At 44.0% G+C, this 15,929-nt stretch carries 13 protein-coding genes; 6 read left to right on the forward strand and 7 right to left on the reverse strand.

The features are described 5' to 3' along the window. Nucleotides 1-899: 899 nt before the first annotated feature. The 4 genes from A5877_RS08775 to A5877_RS08790 all read left to right on the forward strand — a co-directional run bounded on the left by A5877_RS08775 (nucleotide 900) and on the right by A5877_RS08790 (nucleotide 6,163). A complete protein-coding gene (locus A5877_RS08775) occupies nucleotides 900-1,589 on the forward strand; it encodes a response regulator transcription factor (protein WP_008376963.1) in 690 nt (229 codons plus the stop codon). Continuing rightward, nucleotides 1,579-2,787 carry a cell wall metabolism sensor histidine kinase WalK gene (locus A5877_RS08780; RefSeq protein ID WP_005232945.1) on the forward strand — a complete coding sequence of 403 codons (1,209 nt, stop codon included), beginning with the start codon at nucleotides 1,579-1,581 and terminating at the stop codon, nucleotides 2,785-2,787. Before A5877_RS08775 ends, A5877_RS08780 begins: the two co-directional genes overlap by 11 nt. A gap of 290 nt (nucleotides 2,788-3,077) precedes the next feature. Continuing rightward, nucleotides 3,078-4,355 carry a serine--tRNA ligase gene (gene serS, locus A5877_RS08785; RefSeq protein ID WP_005232944.1) on the forward strand — a complete coding sequence of 426 codons (1,278 nt, stop codon included), beginning with the start codon at nucleotides 3,078-3,080 and terminating at the stop codon, nucleotides 4,353-4,355. Between the two features lie 287 nt (nucleotides 4,356-4,642). Continuing rightward, entirely contained in the window at nucleotides 4,643-6,163 is a 1,521-nt protein-coding gene (locus A5877_RS08790) for a polysaccharide deacetylase family protein (RefSeq protein ID WP_086316713.1), read from the forward strand. A 69-nt stretch (nucleotides 6,164-6,232) separates the two neighbouring features. Here the strand turns inward: A5877_RS08790 and A5877_RS08795 are convergent, their stop codons facing one another. Beyond that, nucleotides 6,233-6,859, reverse strand: a complete 627-nt coding sequence (locus A5877_RS08795; protein ID WP_005232942.1) for a TetR/AcrR family transcriptional regulator — start codon at nucleotides 6,857-6,859, stop codon at nucleotides 6,233-6,235. An 85-nt stretch (nucleotides 6,860-6,944) separates the two neighbouring features. Between A5877_RS08795 and A5877_RS08800 the strand changes: the two genes are divergently transcribed. Together A5877_RS08800 and A5877_RS08805 are read left to right on the forward strand one after the other, a co-directional pair. Further along, entirely contained in the window at nucleotides 6,945-7,646 is a 702-nt protein-coding gene (locus tag A5877_RS08800; protein ID WP_008376960.1) for an ABC transporter ATP-binding protein, read from the forward strand. A gap of 9 nt (nucleotides 7,647-7,655) precedes the next feature. Beyond that, nucleotides 7,656-10,361 carry an FtsX-like permease family protein gene (locus A5877_RS08805; protein ID WP_086316714.1) on the forward strand — a complete coding sequence of 902 codons (2,706 nt, stop codon included), beginning with the start codon at nucleotides 7,656-7,658 and terminating at the stop codon, nucleotides 10,359-10,361. Nucleotides 10,362-10,519: 158 nt separating this feature from the next. Here A5877_RS08805 and guaB read toward each other — a convergent pair whose 3' ends face one another. The 6 genes from guaB to A5877_RS08835 form a co-directional block, all read right to left on the reverse strand. After that, nucleotides 10,520-12,004 (reverse strand): IMP dehydrogenase, encoded by a 1,485-nt coding sequence (guaB, locus tag A5877_RS08810; protein WP_005226250.1) that lies wholly within the window; start codon nucleotides 12,002-12,004, stop codon nucleotides 10,520-10,522. Nucleotides 12,005-12,206: 202 nt separating this feature from the next. After that, nucleotides 12,207-12,899 carry a DUF1129 domain-containing protein gene (locus tag A5877_RS08815; RefSeq protein ID WP_005226251.1) on the reverse strand — a complete coding sequence of 231 codons (693 nt, stop codon included), beginning with the start codon at nucleotides 12,897-12,899 and terminating at the stop codon, nucleotides 12,207-12,209. Between the two features lie 71 nt (nucleotides 12,900-12,970). Next, nucleotides 12,971-14,071, reverse strand: a complete 1,101-nt coding sequence (ychF, locus tag A5877_RS08820) for a redox-regulated ATPase YchF (RefSeq protein WP_086316715.1) — start codon at nucleotides 14,069-14,071, stop codon at nucleotides 12,971-12,973. Nucleotides 14,072-14,079: 8 nt separating this feature from the next. After that, nucleotides 14,080-14,268, reverse strand: coding sequence for a DUF951 domain-containing protein (locus tag A5877_RS08825; protein WP_005226253.1), 189 nt, complete (start codon nucleotides 14,266-14,268; stop codon nucleotides 14,080-14,082). Between the two features lie 10 nt (nucleotides 14,269-14,278). Further along, nucleotides 14,279-15,169, reverse strand: a complete 891-nt coding sequence (locus tag A5877_RS08830) for a ParB/RepB/Spo0J family partition protein (protein ID WP_005226254.1) — start codon at nucleotides 15,167-15,169, stop codon at nucleotides 14,279-14,281. Beyond that, nucleotides 15,159-15,923 carry a ParA family protein gene (locus A5877_RS08835; RefSeq protein WP_005226255.1) on the reverse strand — a complete coding sequence of 255 codons (765 nt, stop codon included), beginning with the start codon at nucleotides 15,921-15,923 and terminating at the stop codon, nucleotides 15,159-15,161. Before A5877_RS08835 ends, A5877_RS08830 begins: the two co-directional genes overlap by 11 nt. Between the last annotated feature and the right edge of the window lie 6 nt (nucleotides 15,924-15,929).

Consider the following 15,929-nt stretch of genomic DNA (forward strand, 5'->3'; position numbering starts at 1 on the left):
GGTATTAGCACCTGTTTCCAAGTGTTATCCCCTTCTGATGGGCAGGTTACCCACGTGTTACTCACCCGTTCGCCACTCTTTTTCTTTCGGTGGAGCAAGCTCCGGTGAAAGAAAAAGCGTTCGACTTGCATGTATTAGGCACGCCGCCAGCGTTCGTCCTGAGCCAGGATCAAACTCTCATAATGATTTGTTTGAATGACCATACGGTCATTAAGCTCATAAAAATTAACTTTGCTAGCTATTGCTTGCATGTATTTGTTTCAATAAATTGAAACGTCCTACACATTGGTTCGTTTGCTTGCTTTGTTCAGTTTTCAAAGGTCTACAGTGCTGTGTTAGCAACTTTTATATCATATCAGAGCGACGTTTGATTGTCAACTCTTTTTTAAAAGTTTTTTTCGCTCGTTGTTTTTCAACTTCGCAGCGGCTGTCTCAGCGACTTCATTAGAATAACAAATGATTTGTTATTTGTCAACAACTTTTTTTAATTAATTTTGTTGATGTATCAACATCGATTAACTATTTTAAAATTGCGACTTCGTTATAATATCATCTGTCGAGCTGTGCGTCAACCACTTTTTTAAATTCTTTTTACGAATTCGTTTAGTCATTTGGCACATGTAATAATATACCAAGACTTGCGCTATTCGTCAACCATAAAATGATTGATAGACCAACGTTTCTAGTTACTCCGTTTCCAAAGATGATTCGTGATTTTTAGTCCGTGATTTCCGCCTTTTTTAAGGAATTTTTCCGTTATTATTTGCCTATCGTTCGTCTTTTTCCTTTTTGTGTTTTCTTAATTCCTATCATTCTTATAAATTTAAGTATGATTTTATCTATTTTGTGGAATATTTGCTAAAATGGAGAAAAGAATATTGTTCCTAGGAGGACCCAGTATGAAAATACTTGTAGCAGATGATGACAAAGAGATCGTAGAACTATTAAGCATTTATTTACACAATGAAGGTTATGAATCGGTCAAAGCATATGATGGAAAAGAAGCACTGACCAAGATCCGCACCACTTCTGATATCGAACTATTGATCTTAGATATCATGATGCCAGAAATGGATGGCATGCAAGTCGTGAAAGAATTGAGAAAAGAATCCCAAATCCCTATTATTATGCTGACCGCTAAAACAACCGATATGGATAAGATTCGTGGATTGGTCGCCGGTGCGGATGATTATGTCACAAAACCTTTCAACCCATTAGAAGTTATGGCCCGGGTAAAATCGCTATTGAGAAGAACCAAGATGCAGGCTGCTTCAAATCAACCAGAGATTCTAGAAGTAAGCTCCCTTATTATCAATCGCGATTCCCATGAAGTAAAAACCGTCGATGGCAACGAAATTCAATTGACTGCATTAGAATTCGGTATCCTCTACTTGCTGGCATCGCATCCGAACCGTGTCTTTAGCGCCGATGAGATTTTTGAACGAGTTTGGAAACAAGAAAGTGTCGTTTCTGCCAAAACAGTTATGGTCCATGTCAGTCACTTACGAGATAAGATTGAAGAAGCCACGGATGGTGAAAAAGTCATCCAAACAGTATGGGGGGTCGGCTACAAAATAGATGCGAAGTAAACCAACTGAAAAAAAGCGCAACACACCAATCGAAAAAAAGAAACGGATCACGCTGACCTCAAAGGAAATCAGTGAGTTATTTGCCGAAGGAATTGTAACGATTGTTCTTTTACTTCTATTAAATATCGCTATTTTGGTCATCTTGACCTCAATCGTTGAAAATTCACCAGATTTAGTTGATGCCATCTACGCATCGAAGAATGCTTTCACATCTGCCTTTAATACAGATATCTTCCGCAGTGGGCGCAACTTCATTCTACCGATGTTCTTCCTATTAGATGTGATCGTCTTATATTGGCGTTTGATTCGTCGCTACCATCAAATGCAGCTACGTCACATTATCAGCGAGCTTCATTTTATTGCGGAAGGCAATTACGATCATCGCATCCCCTTCGAGTTACGGGGCGATTTAAGTCGGATCGTTTCTAATATCAATGGCTTAGTCGACAGTACGGTGGCGGCGATTGAAGATGAACGGCGGATCGAGCAATCCAAAGATGAGCTGATTACCAATGTCAGTCATGACATTCGAACACCGTTGACTTCGATCATCGGCTATTTAGGTCTAATTGAAGATCGACAATACCATTCAGAAGAAGAATTGCTGAAATATACCCATACGGCGTATGTCAAAGCCAAGCAAATGAAATCCCTTGTCGATGATTTGTTTGAATACACAAAAGTGCGCCAGCCTAGCGTCCCAATCAATGTGATGGAATTTGACATGGCCCAGCTAGTGGAACAATTGGCGGCGGACTTTGAATTAGAAGCTAGTCGGAAAGGCATCAAGATTGAAACATACACCCGTCCGGAACACATCGAGATGGATGGCGATACCGAAAAACTGGTGCGGGTCTTCAATAACTTGCTTTCGAATGCCTTGAAATACGGCAAAGGCGCCGATAAGATCCGCATGGAAGTCGAGAAAGTCGGGACCGAAGCGATCTTAACAGTCAAAAACAATGGGCAAATGATCCCTAAGCAAGCCCTTGATTCTCTATTCGATCGTTTCTACCGAGTGGAAGAATCCCGCTCTCAAGAAACAGGAGGAACTGGCTTAGGTCTAGCGATCGCTCAAAGCATCGTCGCCTTACATGGCGGCTATATCTATGCCAAGTCAACGCCGGAATGGACGTCCTTTATTATCCATCTCCCGTTGAAACGCAACAACTTATCCAACACACAAACCTATGGTTGACGACCCAACATTTTTTGGGTATGCTAGAGAAAATAATCAAGGCACAGAACCTAGTATATTTTTTTCATCTGTATAGAGAGCTGATGGTTGGTGAAAATCAGTGTTGGAAAAAATAGAATCCAGTTCTTTAACGTGTATTTTTCGAAAGAAAAATCGTTGGCTCACGATACGAGCAGCAAGGGCAGCGCAAGCTGAACTTGGGTGGCACCGCGAATGGTCATTTCGTCCCAAGCAATACGGGATTGGAATGGCCTTTTTTCTATGGAAAAATCAAAGGAGGATGTATCACTATGTTAGATGTAAAAATGATTCGCCAAAATTTTGCTGAAGTACAAAGCAAACTCGCAACACGAGGTGTCCAAAAAGAAGTGTTGGACCGCTTTTTAACACTTGATGAGCGTCGCCGAGAACTCTTAGTCCAAACGGAAGAGCGCAAGAAATTGCGTAATGAGGTTTCTGGTGAGATCGCCGCCTTGAAACGGGCGAAAGAAGATGCGGCAGATAAAATTGCCCAAATGAAAGAAGTCGGCAGCCAAATCAAGCAATTGGATGAAGAGATCGCTCAAATTGATGAAGACATCAAAGAGATCGCCACGACGTTGCCGAACTTGCCCAATGATTCTGTTCCGGTGGGCAAAGATGAAGATGACAATGTAGAAGTCCGCCGTTGGGCAGACCCAAAAACCTTTGCCTTTGAACCAAAACCCCATTGGGAGATCGCAGAAGACTTGGGGATTCTCGACTTTGAGCGAGGTGCCAAAGTTTCTGGTAGCCGTTTTGTTTACTACAAAGGCTTAGGTGCTCGTTTGGAACGTGCCTTATACAACTTCATGTTGGATCAGCATGTTTATGAGCATGGGTATACGGAGATGATCACCCCGTATATCGTCAACAGCCAAGCAATGTTCGGTACTGGGCAATTTCCGAAGTTTAAAGAAGATGTTTTCCAATTGGCAGACACTGATTTGACTTTGATCCCGACTGCGGAAGTACCTTTGACCAACTACTATCAAGGGGAGATCTTAGAACAAGAACAGCTCCCTGCATACTTCACTGCCTTGAGCCCATCATTTCGTTCAGAAGCCGGCAGCGCTGGCCGTGACACTCGCGGTTTGATTCGCTTGCACCAATTCAATAAAGTCGAAATGGTGAAATTCAGTGATGCAGAACATTCTTATGAAGAATTAGAGAAAATGACGGCTAATGCCGAAGATATTTTGCAAAAACTCAATTTACCTTACCGTGTGCTTAGCTTGTGTACAGGAGATATGGGCTTTTCTGCAGCGAAGACCTATGATTTAGAAGTATGGATCCCTGCCCAAGAGATGTATCGTGAGATCAGCTCTTGCTCAAACTGTGAAGACTTCCAAGCACGTCGTGCCATGATCCGTTACCGTGATCAAGAGGGCAAGATTCACTACATGCATACACTAAACGGCTCTGGTTTGGCTGTCGGTCGAACGGTAGCCGCAGTGCTTGAAAATTATCAAAACGAAGACGGCAGTGTAACGGTACCAGAAGTTCTGGTTCCTTATATGGGCGGACTGACAAAAATTGAAAAAGCCTAAGCCTTAGTAACCTCAGTAGCAACCCCTAGAGAACAGTCACACCGCGTGAGCTGTTGCCTAGGGGTTTTCTTGTTCACGTAGCCTATAGTGGTTTCCATCCCCCTAACCACTTTGATCACTTCTTGCAAGAGAAACAACGCAACAAGGCTGTAATTTTTAAGCGAATAATTAGAAAAATCCCTTTGTCTTTTTAATCCTCTATCAGAAACCGGGCATGATCGTTGAAAGTGCCTGTGACTTATGGTAACGTGGGCATAATTTAGGATGGAATGAAGGGAGCTTCACCAATGCCCGAACGAAAGACCTATGCCCGTCGGAGTGACTTGCACAAGAAACCAAACAATAATCAAAAACGAACAGCATCAGCTGAAGAAAGACCGAAAGGACCACCCTCGAGAAAGAAGCCGTATCGGAAAGCAATTTTTTCCTTATTTGCCTTATTATTGATCGTTTTGATCGCAACGGCTGGCTCGGTTCTTTACACCTTGCACCAACAAGAAGTTGCGGCCAAAGCAAAATATGAGGCAGCTGCAGAGAAATTACTGGCATCAATCCAAGCAGAACAAAGCCAAAATGGGTTAAAAACAACGCCTGAAGTGCTCTCAGAAGGAGCAAACAAAGAACTGATCTACCGCCCGCAAGACCTCGATACGTTTCCCATCAAAGATATCAAAGACCGGTTGACAAAAGCCGCTGAGTCATTGCGCAAAAAACAAACGGAAAAAGAAGTCGTCACCGTTGCCCGTATCCAAGCACAAACGGTAGCTGCAAAAGTCTCTACCTATTCATTAAAAGCCGACAGCTATGTATGGAATCGAGAAACCGGTCGTTTTGAAGATGCTGATCGTTTAACAGATGCACCGATCTTCGTATCAGAGAAGACGCAAACCGAATTGTCTTTGAAAGAACTTGTTCCTGATGAAGGCAGCTTATTAGGTATTCAACAAGTCATTCAGCAGAAACTGCTGGATCAAGCCAAGGAACCCGCCAAAATCATCGATGCCGTCTTGGCCATGGAGCGGATCACCTTCGATTCGAAATTTACTTATGATCCGGAAAAGCTGACCATCGAATTGCCAAAAAATCAGACGGAAGCGACAGAAATCACCCTGTCTTACAGCGAGATCGCCCCATTCATTGATCCTGATCTCGTGGCTGCTGACCAACTCAACAATGCCTTGCCAAGTCTTGACCCCAATAAAAAATACGTGGCATTGACCTTTGATGATGGACCCAACAGTACCTCCACTATGGATCTTTTGAACATCTTACAAGAAAATGACGTCAAAGCGACCTTCTTTATGCTGGGACAAATGGTTGAGCAATATCCACAAGCTGCCAAAAAAGTCCAAGAAGCCGGGCACGAGATCGCCAGTCATTCTTACTCTCATCCGCAGCTGAATACTCTTTCAGCGGAAGATTTGCAGGCAGAAGTTACGAAAACCAATAAAGCCATTTACAATGCGACGGGTTTACTACCTAGGAATTTACGGCCACCTTATGGCGCTATCGACAAACAAAGCGCAGAAACCATCGGCATGCCGATCATTCAATGGGACATCGATTCTCAAGACTGGAAATTGAAGGATCCGAAGAAAATCAATGCCTTGGTTCAACAAAATGTCTTTAATGGTGCCATGATCTTGATCCATGATATCCACCCGAAATCTGTGAAAGCCGTACCGGGAGTCATTAAAACACTCAAAAACGAAGGCTACGAATTCGTGACCGTCGATCAATTATTAGAAGCACGGCAAAAACCGTTGCATCAATACTTTGGGATGAACGATGAACGCCTCGTTGATTAAGAGAAAAAGGAACGCAGCAAATTGTCTCTTGCTGCGTTCCTTTTTGGTTATTGGATCATTCCCTCTTTTTTAGCCCTTCTTTTCTTCATACACATTAGTCACAAAAATTTGAATCAATAGATCAGCGACAGCTTTTGGCGGCATCGTTGAAAAATCTTTGAGCCAGCGTTCGATCAAACCGATAGACCCGCAGACAAAAAAGCTAAGGCACAGTTCCAATTCTTCCTCGGAAGCATCTTGAAAGTATTGGGCAAATCGTTTCAAGGTCTCCGGTTTGATTTCTGACAACAAAAGATTCAGCAAATGGCTGTTGTTCAACAAAATCAAATGGGTGGTACTAGGATTCTCATACAAAATCGTCAATAGTTTTTCCAGCCAAAGATCCAATGACAAATTTTCCTGCTGCAAGTTCGATGCGATCTGCTCAACGAGCTCCCCTTCGATCTCCTCCAACAAAGCGGCTGTGTCCTTATAATATTTATAAAATGTTCCCCGATTGATATCTGCTCGTTCCGCAATCTCTTTGATCGTGATTTTGCGATACTCTTTTTCCAACAATAACTCCTGAAAGGCGCGCCGGATCACTTTTTTCGAGTAGATCGTTCGACGGTTCCCGACAGTCCCTACCATATCGTTTCCCCTTTTCTCTGTACATTTAATCAATATTTGTCTATTTAATGACAAATAAGCAAGCATTGAGGATTGCTCTTACTTTTCTTTCTTAGTATACTAACACCATGTGATTAAATCAACACGTGTTTAAAAAATGGAGGCTTTATTAATGAGTTATGTTGAAGTAAAGAATGAATATAAACGCTATCAGATGGGCGAAACCACTATCACTGCCAATAATGATCTTTCCTTTGCCATTGAAGAAGGCGAATTAGTGGTGATTCTTGGACCTAGTGGTGCCGGAAAATCGACCGTTTTGAATATCTTAGGCGGGATGGACTCGCCAGATGAAGGAGAAATCATTATCGACAATGTCGATATCGCGAAGTTTAACGACAAACAATTAACAGAATACCGCCGCACAGACGTTGGGTTTGTCTTCCAGTTTTATAATTTGGTCCCAAATCTGACAGCAAAAGAAAACATTGAATTGGCTACTGAAGTCTCACCGAATGCACTCGATCCTGATGAAGTCTTGGCCCAAGTCGGGTTAGAAAACCGCAAAAACAACTTTCCTTCTCAGCTTTCTGGTGGGGAACAGCAGCGGGTATCGATCGCTCGGGCGTTAGCCAAGAACCCGAAACTGCTGCTATGCGATGAACCGACTGGTGCTTTGGACTTTGAAACAGGAAAACAAGTGTTGAAGCTTTTGCAAAACGCTAGCCGGAAAAATGGCAATACGGTGTTGATCATCACCCATAATAGCGCCATTGCCCCGATCGCCGATCGGGTGATCCATATCAACGATGCCACTGTCCGTTCCATTGAAGAGAATCCTCATCCCATCTCGATCGATGAAATCGTTTGGTAGGAGGATCTGATGAAAAATAAGACCTATCTTAAAGCAAGTTTGCGAGAGATTCGCCAATCAAAAGGCCGCTTTATCGCAATCACCTTGATCATTTTTTTAGGAACGTTTCTCTTTGTCGGTGTCAAATCGACCGGCCCGATCCTGAACCATTCCGCGAGTGAATATGTCAACGGCCAGCAATTAGCAGATCTGCAAGTCACTTCAACACTGGGATTGACGAAGGACGACATTGATGCCGCGGAAAAAAGCGGTGCTCACACAGAAGCCGCCTATCAATTTTATTACGCTGCCAATTCAGATGAAGTCGTGCAAGTGACCTCCTATGACCCCTCACAGGAACTCAACCAGTTACTGGTGAAGGACGGCCGACTGCCAGAAAAAGCCGATGAAATCGTGCTGGACACCGAAGCAAAAAATTATGGCTGGCAAATAGGTGATACTTTTACGATCGATGATGCCGATAATCTGTCGGACAAAGAGTATACGATCGTTGGGTTTGCCACTTCTCCCATTTATATCAGTGCTGCCGAACGGGGCTATGCAAATGTCGGCAGCGGTGTCGTGACGTACTTTGCTTATGTACCGGAAGAACAGTTCACGATGGAGGTCAAATCGATCCTCTATCTCGCCTTTGATGATGTCGCCGGGCTTGAAACATACTCCGATACGTACACCGACAAGATGGCAGCCCATCAAGAAACGATTGAGGAACTGTTTGCGGACCGTCCTAAGGAACGCTTAGCAGAAATTCAACAAGACGCTTTTGATGAATTAGCCCCTGCAGAAAAAGAAGTCCGCGATGGACAAAAACAGTTAGCTGATGGACAAGCCCAACTGGATCAGGCCAAAGCGGAACTAGAACAACAGCAAGCCGCCTTGGCACAGCTGCCGCCCGTACAACAAGCAGCCCTCGAAGGCCAATTGGCGGCTGGAGAAGCAGAATTGACACAGCAGCAAGACCAATTAGATGAACAGCAACAAGAACTAACCGATGCCCAACAAACACTGGCAGAAAAACGGGCAGAGATCGAAGACTTGGCAGAGCCGACGTATCTTTACAACCAACGCAAAGACAATCCCGGTTTCCAAGAATATGGTGGGCTGTCTGATCGTATCGCAGCGATCGCCAATGTGTTTCCTGTCTTCTTCTTCTTTATCGCTGCGTTGATCACCTTTACGACACTGACGCGGATGGTAGAAGAAAACCGCAAAGAGATCGGTACCTTAAAAGCGATGGGCTATGGCAAAGTCGAGATCTCCCTTAAATATTTGATTTATGCCCTCCTTTCTTCGGCCATTGGCATTATTAGTGGTGCCGTATTAGGAACCGAACTGTTGCCGCGTTTGATCTATTTCCTATCCAGCGAACGGTATCTTTTAGACGGGATTCGCGTCTATTATGTCTGGTCGCCAATTATTTTGGCCGCAATCGCCTTTTTACTGGCGACGCTTGGTGCCTGTCTGTTTGTTCTGATCAAAGAATTGCGGGAAAAACCTGCCCAGCTGCTGCAAGTTCGCGCACCAAAGCCCGGGAAACGGATTTTATTAGAAGTAATTACCCCCTTATGGTCCCGTTTAAGCTTCAATCAAAAAGTCAGCTTCCGTAACATCTTCCGCTACAAATCGCGAATGATCATGGCAATCATTGGCATCGCCGGTTGTACGGGACTGATGGTGGCAGGCGTTGGGTTGAAAGATTCTCTAAGTGCCGTGACTGCAAAACAATTTGGGCCCATTACGGATTATCAAGCCGTCGTGACCTTAAATGATGCGAAGGAAGAAACCGTTGCTGCCGCTGAAACGGTTTTAACAGACGAGCCTCTTGTGACCCATTCGATGCTAGTCTACAATGAAACGATCGAGATTCGACCGACTAACCAAGGAAAACAAAGTCTGACCTTGATGGTTCCGGCAGATCAGGATGCTTTTGCAGACTATGTCCATTTGAAAACGACGGCAGGACAGAAGCTGTCATTAACAGAGGGTGCCGTGCTGACTATGAAGTACGCAGAATTATATGATTTGCACGTTGGCGATACATTGACCTTCTATACCAGCGATCAAGAAGCCTATGAAGTACCTATTAGTGGCATCGCAGAAAATTATTTAGGCAATTCTCTTTATCTGTCGCCGACCGTTTATGAAGAAATCACCAATAGTACCTTTGAACCAAATGCGTTCTTAGTCAAAAGCAAGACGATGACGAAAAAACAAGAGGAAGCTTTATCAACAGCCTTGTTAGATACCGACAAAGTCAAAAACACGACGTTCCTTTCCACTCAGATCAAAATGCAGGATGATTCGATGGGTAACTTGAACGCCATTGTCTTGATCTTAGTTGTATTATCAGGGGCATTAGCCTTTGTCGTCTTGTATAACTTGACCAACATCAATGTTTCCGAGCGGATTCGCGAGCTTTCTACTATCAAAGTATTAGGGTTTTACAATAAGGAAGTGACTATGTACATCGTACGAGAAAATATCGTCTTTACGTTATTTGGGATTCTCGCAGGTTACGTGGTAGGTTACTTCTTGACTGACTTTATTTTGATCCAAGCTTCGATGGAGAACATGGTCTTTCCATTAGTGATCAATTGGCCGGCTTATGCTTTAGCCGGTGGCATGACGATTCTCTTTACGATCATCGTGATGTACGTCACCCATGTGAAACTGACTCATGTCAATATGATCGATGCGTTGAAATCAAACGAATAAGTTACTGCTAAAGCGATTTGCTGATCATCCAGCAGCGATTTTAGAGAAAAGGGTGCCGATCTCAGCCATTTTGGCAAGATCGGCACCCTTTTTTAGAACCAAACGCCCCCACTGTCCACTTTTGAACAGAGGGGGCGTTGGTTTTCACGTGAAACATTTTATGATTTTACGGAGTAGTTTGGTGCTTCTTTCGTGATTTGAACATCGTGGGGATGTGATTCTTTTAGTCCGTTGCCGCTCATTTGGATGAATTGTGCTTCATCACGTAATTGCTGCAGATTGCCGGCACCGACATAACCCATCCCTGATTTCAACCCGCCGATCATTTGGAAGATGATATCAGAAACGCTGCCTTTATAAGCGACACGTCCTTCAATGCCTTCTGGAACCAATTTGTTGGCTTCATTTACGCCCCCTTGGAAGTAACGGTCGCTGGAGCCTTTTTCCATTGCCCCCAATGAACCCATTCCGCGGTACGTTTTGAAGCGACGGCCTTGATAGATTTCAAATTCACCTGGTGATTCGTCAGTTCCTGCCAACATGCTACCGAGCATTACAGCATGTCCGCCAGCTGCTAAAGCTTTGACGATATCGCCGGAGTACTTGATCCCACCATCGGCAATGATTGCTTTGCCATATTGACGTGCCACAGAGGCTGCATCATAGATCGCTGTCAATTGAGGAACTCCGACACCGGCTACCACCCGAGTAGTACAGATCGATCCTGGACCGATCCCGACTTTTACGACATCGACACCAGCATCATACAATGCTTTCGTGCCTTCTGCAGTGGCAACATTTCCAGCAATCAATGTCGCTTCTGGGAAATGCGCGCGAATTTCAGAGATTTTGCGTAAAACACCCGCACTGTGTCCATGGGCAGTATCAATGACGATCGCGTCCACGCCTGCATCCAATAATGCTTGTGCTCGTTCAAAGGTATCGCTAGTAACGCCGACTGCCGCTGCCACTAATAGGCGTCCATGCGTGTCTTTGGCTGCATTCGGGAATTCGATTACTTTTTCAATATCTTTGATAGTGATCAACCCGCTTAAGATCCCTGCTTCATCAACGATCGGTAATTTTTCGATCTTGTGTTGTTGTAAGATTTTTTCCGCGTCTTTCAACGAAGTACCGACAGGTGCTGTGATCAATTGGTCTTTGGTCATCACATCATTGATCGGCATCGTATAATCCGTGACAAAACGCATGTCGCGGTTCGTGATGATACCGACTAATTTGCGGTTTTCCATCGTTTCTACGATCGGTACCCCGCTGATGCGGTACTTGCTCATCAAATGTTCTGCATCAGCAACTAAGTGACTTGGTGTTAAGAAAAACGGATCGATGATCACGCCGCTTTCAGAACGTTTTACTTTGCGCACTTCATCTGCTTGCGCGGCGATACTCATGTTTTTGTGAATCACGCCAAGTCCGCCTTGACGCGCCATTGAGATCGCCATTTTACTATCAGTTACGGTATCCATACTGGCACTTATGATTGGAATATTTAGTGTAATATTCGGGGCAAGCTGCACTTTCATATCCACGTCATTTGGCAAGACGTGACTTTCTGCCGGAATCAATAAGACATCATCAAACGTTAACCCTTTTTTTACAAATTTGGTTTCCCAGTTGGACATTTTTGTAACCACTCCTTAAAGTTTTTAGGTATTTTAAAAAAAATAGCAAAGATTTTTTCATAAGTCAACCATTCGGAAAGCTTTCTTAATAATCCTCTTCAAACCTTTGGTCAAATCTCATAATTCGCCATTTTTTCTAAAAAAACACGCTGATCGTGCGGTCTTTTTTAACAAAAGAAGGCGCACGATCAACGTGTAGCCATCAGCCTCTAGGAACAGACAGACTGCTGATGATATTGTATTTGCGTTTCAAGTAGTACTTCGCTGCTAATGCCACTGCCCCGATCAAGGCTTCGATCACAGGGTCCACTTGTGGATTCAATGGTGGTTGGATCATCGCAGAAAGCGAGATCACAACGATCCATAGCATGAAGGCTGCGACTAAAATCAAAATGATCTTCCACATCTTCGGCCGTTTGCTCTTATCAGCACCCGGGCGTTCATATTGATACATGTATTTGTACATCAAGTAGAAGACCCAACCAGCAAGCATCGCCATCAAGAAGAGGGTCAATAAGCCATAAGGTTGTGCTTGTCCTCTAGTAAAGATTCCCATAACCCCTAGCATCAACCCAAAAATCCCTAAAATCAGCAAGGTGTTATCCAACCACATCAAGAAGGGGCCGGATTCTTTTTGCTCAACGGGTTTGTTGATGATGGCTTCGGTACGTTCAGACACTGTACCAAATAATTGGCGGGCCGTTTTGCCGCCTTTTTGTTCTTTGACTAAGACCGGCAGCATCTCATGCAAGGCAATCGTTTTTTCTTCTTCAGAAAGGTTGGCTGCCTCTAGCGATTTTTTTAAATCAAATATATATTGTTGGTTTCGTTTTGTTAATTGTTGTTCTAATTCACGATTTTCGGAAACATAATTTCGCAGAGTTTCTGGTTCCATGAATTGATTCTCCCTTCTGCGTTTTCTTCACAATGGACATTTTACCACAAATTCACTGGGAAGAAAGCCCTTTATACGTTAAAACGGAACAACATCACGTCGCCATCTTGCACGACATAATCTTTTCCTTCCAAACGTACCCGACCGGCTTCTTTGGCCGCTTGCATCGTGCCGTATTGGTTCAGATCTTCAAAGGAAACAGTTTCCGCACGAATAAAGCCGCGCTCAAAGTCCGTATGGATGATCCCCGCTGCTTGCGGTGCTTTGATGCCTTTACGGAACGTCCACGCACGCACTTCTTGTTCACCAGCGGTAAAGTACGTTGCTAGACCCAGCAAATCATAGGCGGCACGAATCAATTGATCCAACCCTGATTCTTCAATTCCTAATGCTTCTAAAAACTCTGCTTTGTCTTCTTCTTCCAGCTCAGCGATCTCTTCTTCAGCACGAGCACTGATGACGATCACTTCCGCATTTTCGCTTGCTGCAAATTCTTTCACTTTGTTGACATAGTCATTGATTTCATAGTCTGCCACGTCTTCTTCTGCTACGTTGGCAACGTATAAGACTGGTTTGGTCGTTAGTAAAAACAAACTTTTGACGATGCGCTGTTCTTCATCTGTAAATTCGATCGAACGAGCAGAGATCCCTTCTTCTAAGACCGGTTTGATCTTATCAAGAACGGCCAGTTCCGCAACTGCATCTTTGTCTTTGGTTTTGGCAATTTTTGCGACCCGAGTATAGCGCTTGTTGACGGATTCTAAATCCGCTAAAACCAACTCCAAATTGATGGTGTCGATATCAGCTAATGGGTCCACGCGGCCTTCCACGTGGGTGATGTTGTCATCGTCGAAACAACGAACGACATGACAGATCGCATCCACTTGGCGGATATGGCTCAAAAATTGGTTCCCTAATCCTTCCCCTTTGCTGGCACCGCGGACGATTCCGGCAATATCCGTAAATTCAAAGGTGGTTGGGACCGTCTTTTTCGGATGGACTAATTCTGTTAAACGCTGTAAGCGCCAATCTGGCACTTCCACCATTCCTACATTCGGATCGATCGTCGCAAACGGGTAGTTTGCGGCTTCTGCTCCTGCTTTGGTTATTGCATTAAATAAAGTAGATTTGCCCACATTTGGCAATCCAACGATTCCGGCAGTTAACGCCATGCTTCACTTCACTCTTTCTCTTTTTTTTCTAGGATTTTCTTCATCTTTTTATCAAATTCTCGGCGCGTCATCATGACGATGTGGCCGCAATTCGTACACTTTATTTTGATGTCTGCCCCCATGCGGATGATTTCCCAACGATTGGCTTTGCAGGCATGCGGTTTTTTCATTTCGACAATATCCCCAAGATCATACATCTTTATCACCTCAAGCTTCATCAAATTGAATGTTCAATAAATCTAAAATACGGGTTAAATCTTTTTGTGACAGGTATTCGATCTCGATTTTTCCTTTGCCTTCTTTTTCGCGGATCTCGACATTCGTGCCGAATTTATCCATCAACCGTTCTTCGCTTTCTCGTAAATAGTACGGTTTTTCCCGAATCAGACGCGGCACTTTTTTCTTTTCGTTTTTCGTGTCGTTCATCTCAGCGACCATTTGTTCTAATTGGCGGACTGTCAGATTTTCTTTGACACAACGATTGGCTAATTTTAAGATCTGTTCTTTGTTTTTCAAGCCTAATAATGTCCGGGCTTGCCCCATAGACAAACGGTCATCTTGAACCATTTCTTTGACGAGTTTCGGCAAGGACAGTAACCGCAAATAATTGGCGATATACGGGCGGCTTTTCCCTAAACGTTCAGCGACTTGTGCTTGGGTCAATTTCAAGTTCTTCATCAGCATGTCATAGGCTTCTGCTTCTTCTAAAGGATTCAAATCTTCCCGCTGCAAGTTTTCTAAAACGGCGACTTGCATCATCGCTTCTTCATCAAAATTGCGGATGATGGCTGGGATCGTTTCCTTGCCAGCTAATTTGGACGCTCGAAACCGGCGTTCACCAGCAATGATCTCATAGCCTTTGACGGATGATTGCCGCACGATGATCGGTTGAAAGACCCCCGAATGCTGGATCGAATTGGCCAGTTCTTGTAATGAAAGCTCATCAAAGGTTTTTCGCGGTTGATAAGGGTTGGGTCTTAATTCGTTTAAAGGCAGTTCAACGACTTTTTCTGTCTTGATATCGACTTCTTCTAACCCTTGCAGGTCTTGAAACAACGCATCGATCCCACGCCCTAATCCTTTCCCTTTATTCTTCACGGGCTAACACTTCCTTTGCTAACGTCTGATAGACTTCGGCTCCTTTTGAGCGTGGATCATAATCAATGATCGACAATCCATGACTAGGTGCTTCAGACAACCGGATATTCCGCGGAATAATGGTTTCGTATACTTTTTCTTGGAAATAGCGGCGGACTTCTTCCACGACTTCCGCGCCTAAGTTCGTGCGGGCATCATACATCGTCAGTAAGACCCCTTCGATCTCTAACTCAGGGTTAAAATGTTTTTGTACTAAACGCACGGTATTCAATAGTTGGCTCAGCCCTTCCAATGCATAGTACTCACATTGGACTGGGATCAAAATCGAATCACTGGCGGTAAAGGCATTGATCGTCAAATGACCTAAAGATGGCGGGCAATCGATAAAGATATAATCGTATTGTTCTTTGATTTCATTCAAAGCCGATTTCAATCGAGATTCCCGTGCCATCATGGAGGTCAATTCAATTTCCGCACCAGCTAATTGGATCGTCGCTGGAACGATATCCAAGTTTTCTCGGCTGCTAGGTAAAATCGCTTCAACGATCGGTGTTTCATTGACTAATACATCATAGATGTCTTGTTCCACATCTGGTTTGCGAATGCCGACACCGCTTGTGGCGTTGCCTTGGGCATCAATATCTACGAGTAACACTTTTTTGCCGACAAATGCTAAGGACGCACCTAGGTTCACCGTTGTGGTGGTTTTGCCTACGCCGCCTTTTTGGTTTGCAACAGAAATAATACGGGCCATTGATTT

This window comes from Enterococcus sp. 3C7_DIV0644 (assembly GCF_002141235.1).
GTDB lineage: Bacteria > Bacillota > Bacilli > Lactobacillales > Enterococcaceae > Enterococcus_D > Enterococcus_D entomosocium.

Excerpts from the sequence above, each read along its gene's own strand:
- serS (WP_005232944.1), top strand. The coding sequence starts at position 3,078 with ATGTTAGATGTAAAAATGATTCGCCAAAATTTTGCTGAAGTACAAAGC.
- guaB (WP_005226250.1), bottom strand. The coding sequence starts at position 12,004 with ATGTCCAACTGGGAAACCAAATTTGTAAAAAAAGGGTTAACGTTTGAT.
- A5877_RS08835 (WP_005226255.1), bottom strand. The coding sequence starts at position 15,923 with ATGGCCCGTATTATTTCTGTTGCAAACCAAAAAGGCGGCGTAGGCAAA.
- ychF (WP_086316715.1), bottom strand. The coding sequence starts at position 14,071 with ATGGCGTTAACTGCCGGAATCGTTGGATTGCCAAATGTGGGCAAATCT.
- A5877_RS08780 (WP_005232945.1), top strand. The coding sequence starts at position 1,579 with ATGCGAAGTAAACCAACTGAAAAAAAGCGCAACACACCAATCGAAAAA.
- A5877_RS08790 (WP_086316713.1), top strand. The coding sequence starts at position 4,643 with ATGCCCGAACGAAAGACCTATGCCCGTCGGAGTGACTTGCACAAGAAA.
- A5877_RS08800 (WP_008376960.1), top strand. The coding sequence starts at position 6,945 with ATGAGTTATGTTGAAGTAAAGAATGAATATAAACGCTATCAGATGGGC.
- A5877_RS08805 (WP_086316714.1), top strand. The coding sequence starts at position 7,656 with ATGAAAAATAAGACCTATCTTAAAGCAAGTTTGCGAGAGATTCGCCAA.
- A5877_RS08795 (WP_005232942.1), bottom strand. The coding sequence starts at position 6,859 with ATGCTTGCTTATTTGTCATTAAATAGACAAATATTGATTAAATGTACA.
- A5877_RS08825 (WP_005226253.1), bottom strand. The coding sequence starts at position 14,268 with ATGTATGATCTTGGGGATATTGTCGAAATGAAAAAACCGCATGCCTGC.
- A5877_RS08815 (WP_005226251.1), bottom strand. The coding sequence starts at position 12,899 with ATGGAACCAGAAACTCTGCGAAATTATGTTTCCGAAAATCGTGAATTA.
- A5877_RS08775 (WP_008376963.1), top strand. The coding sequence starts at position 900 with ATGAAAATACTTGTAGCAGATGATGACAAAGAGATCGTAGAACTATTA.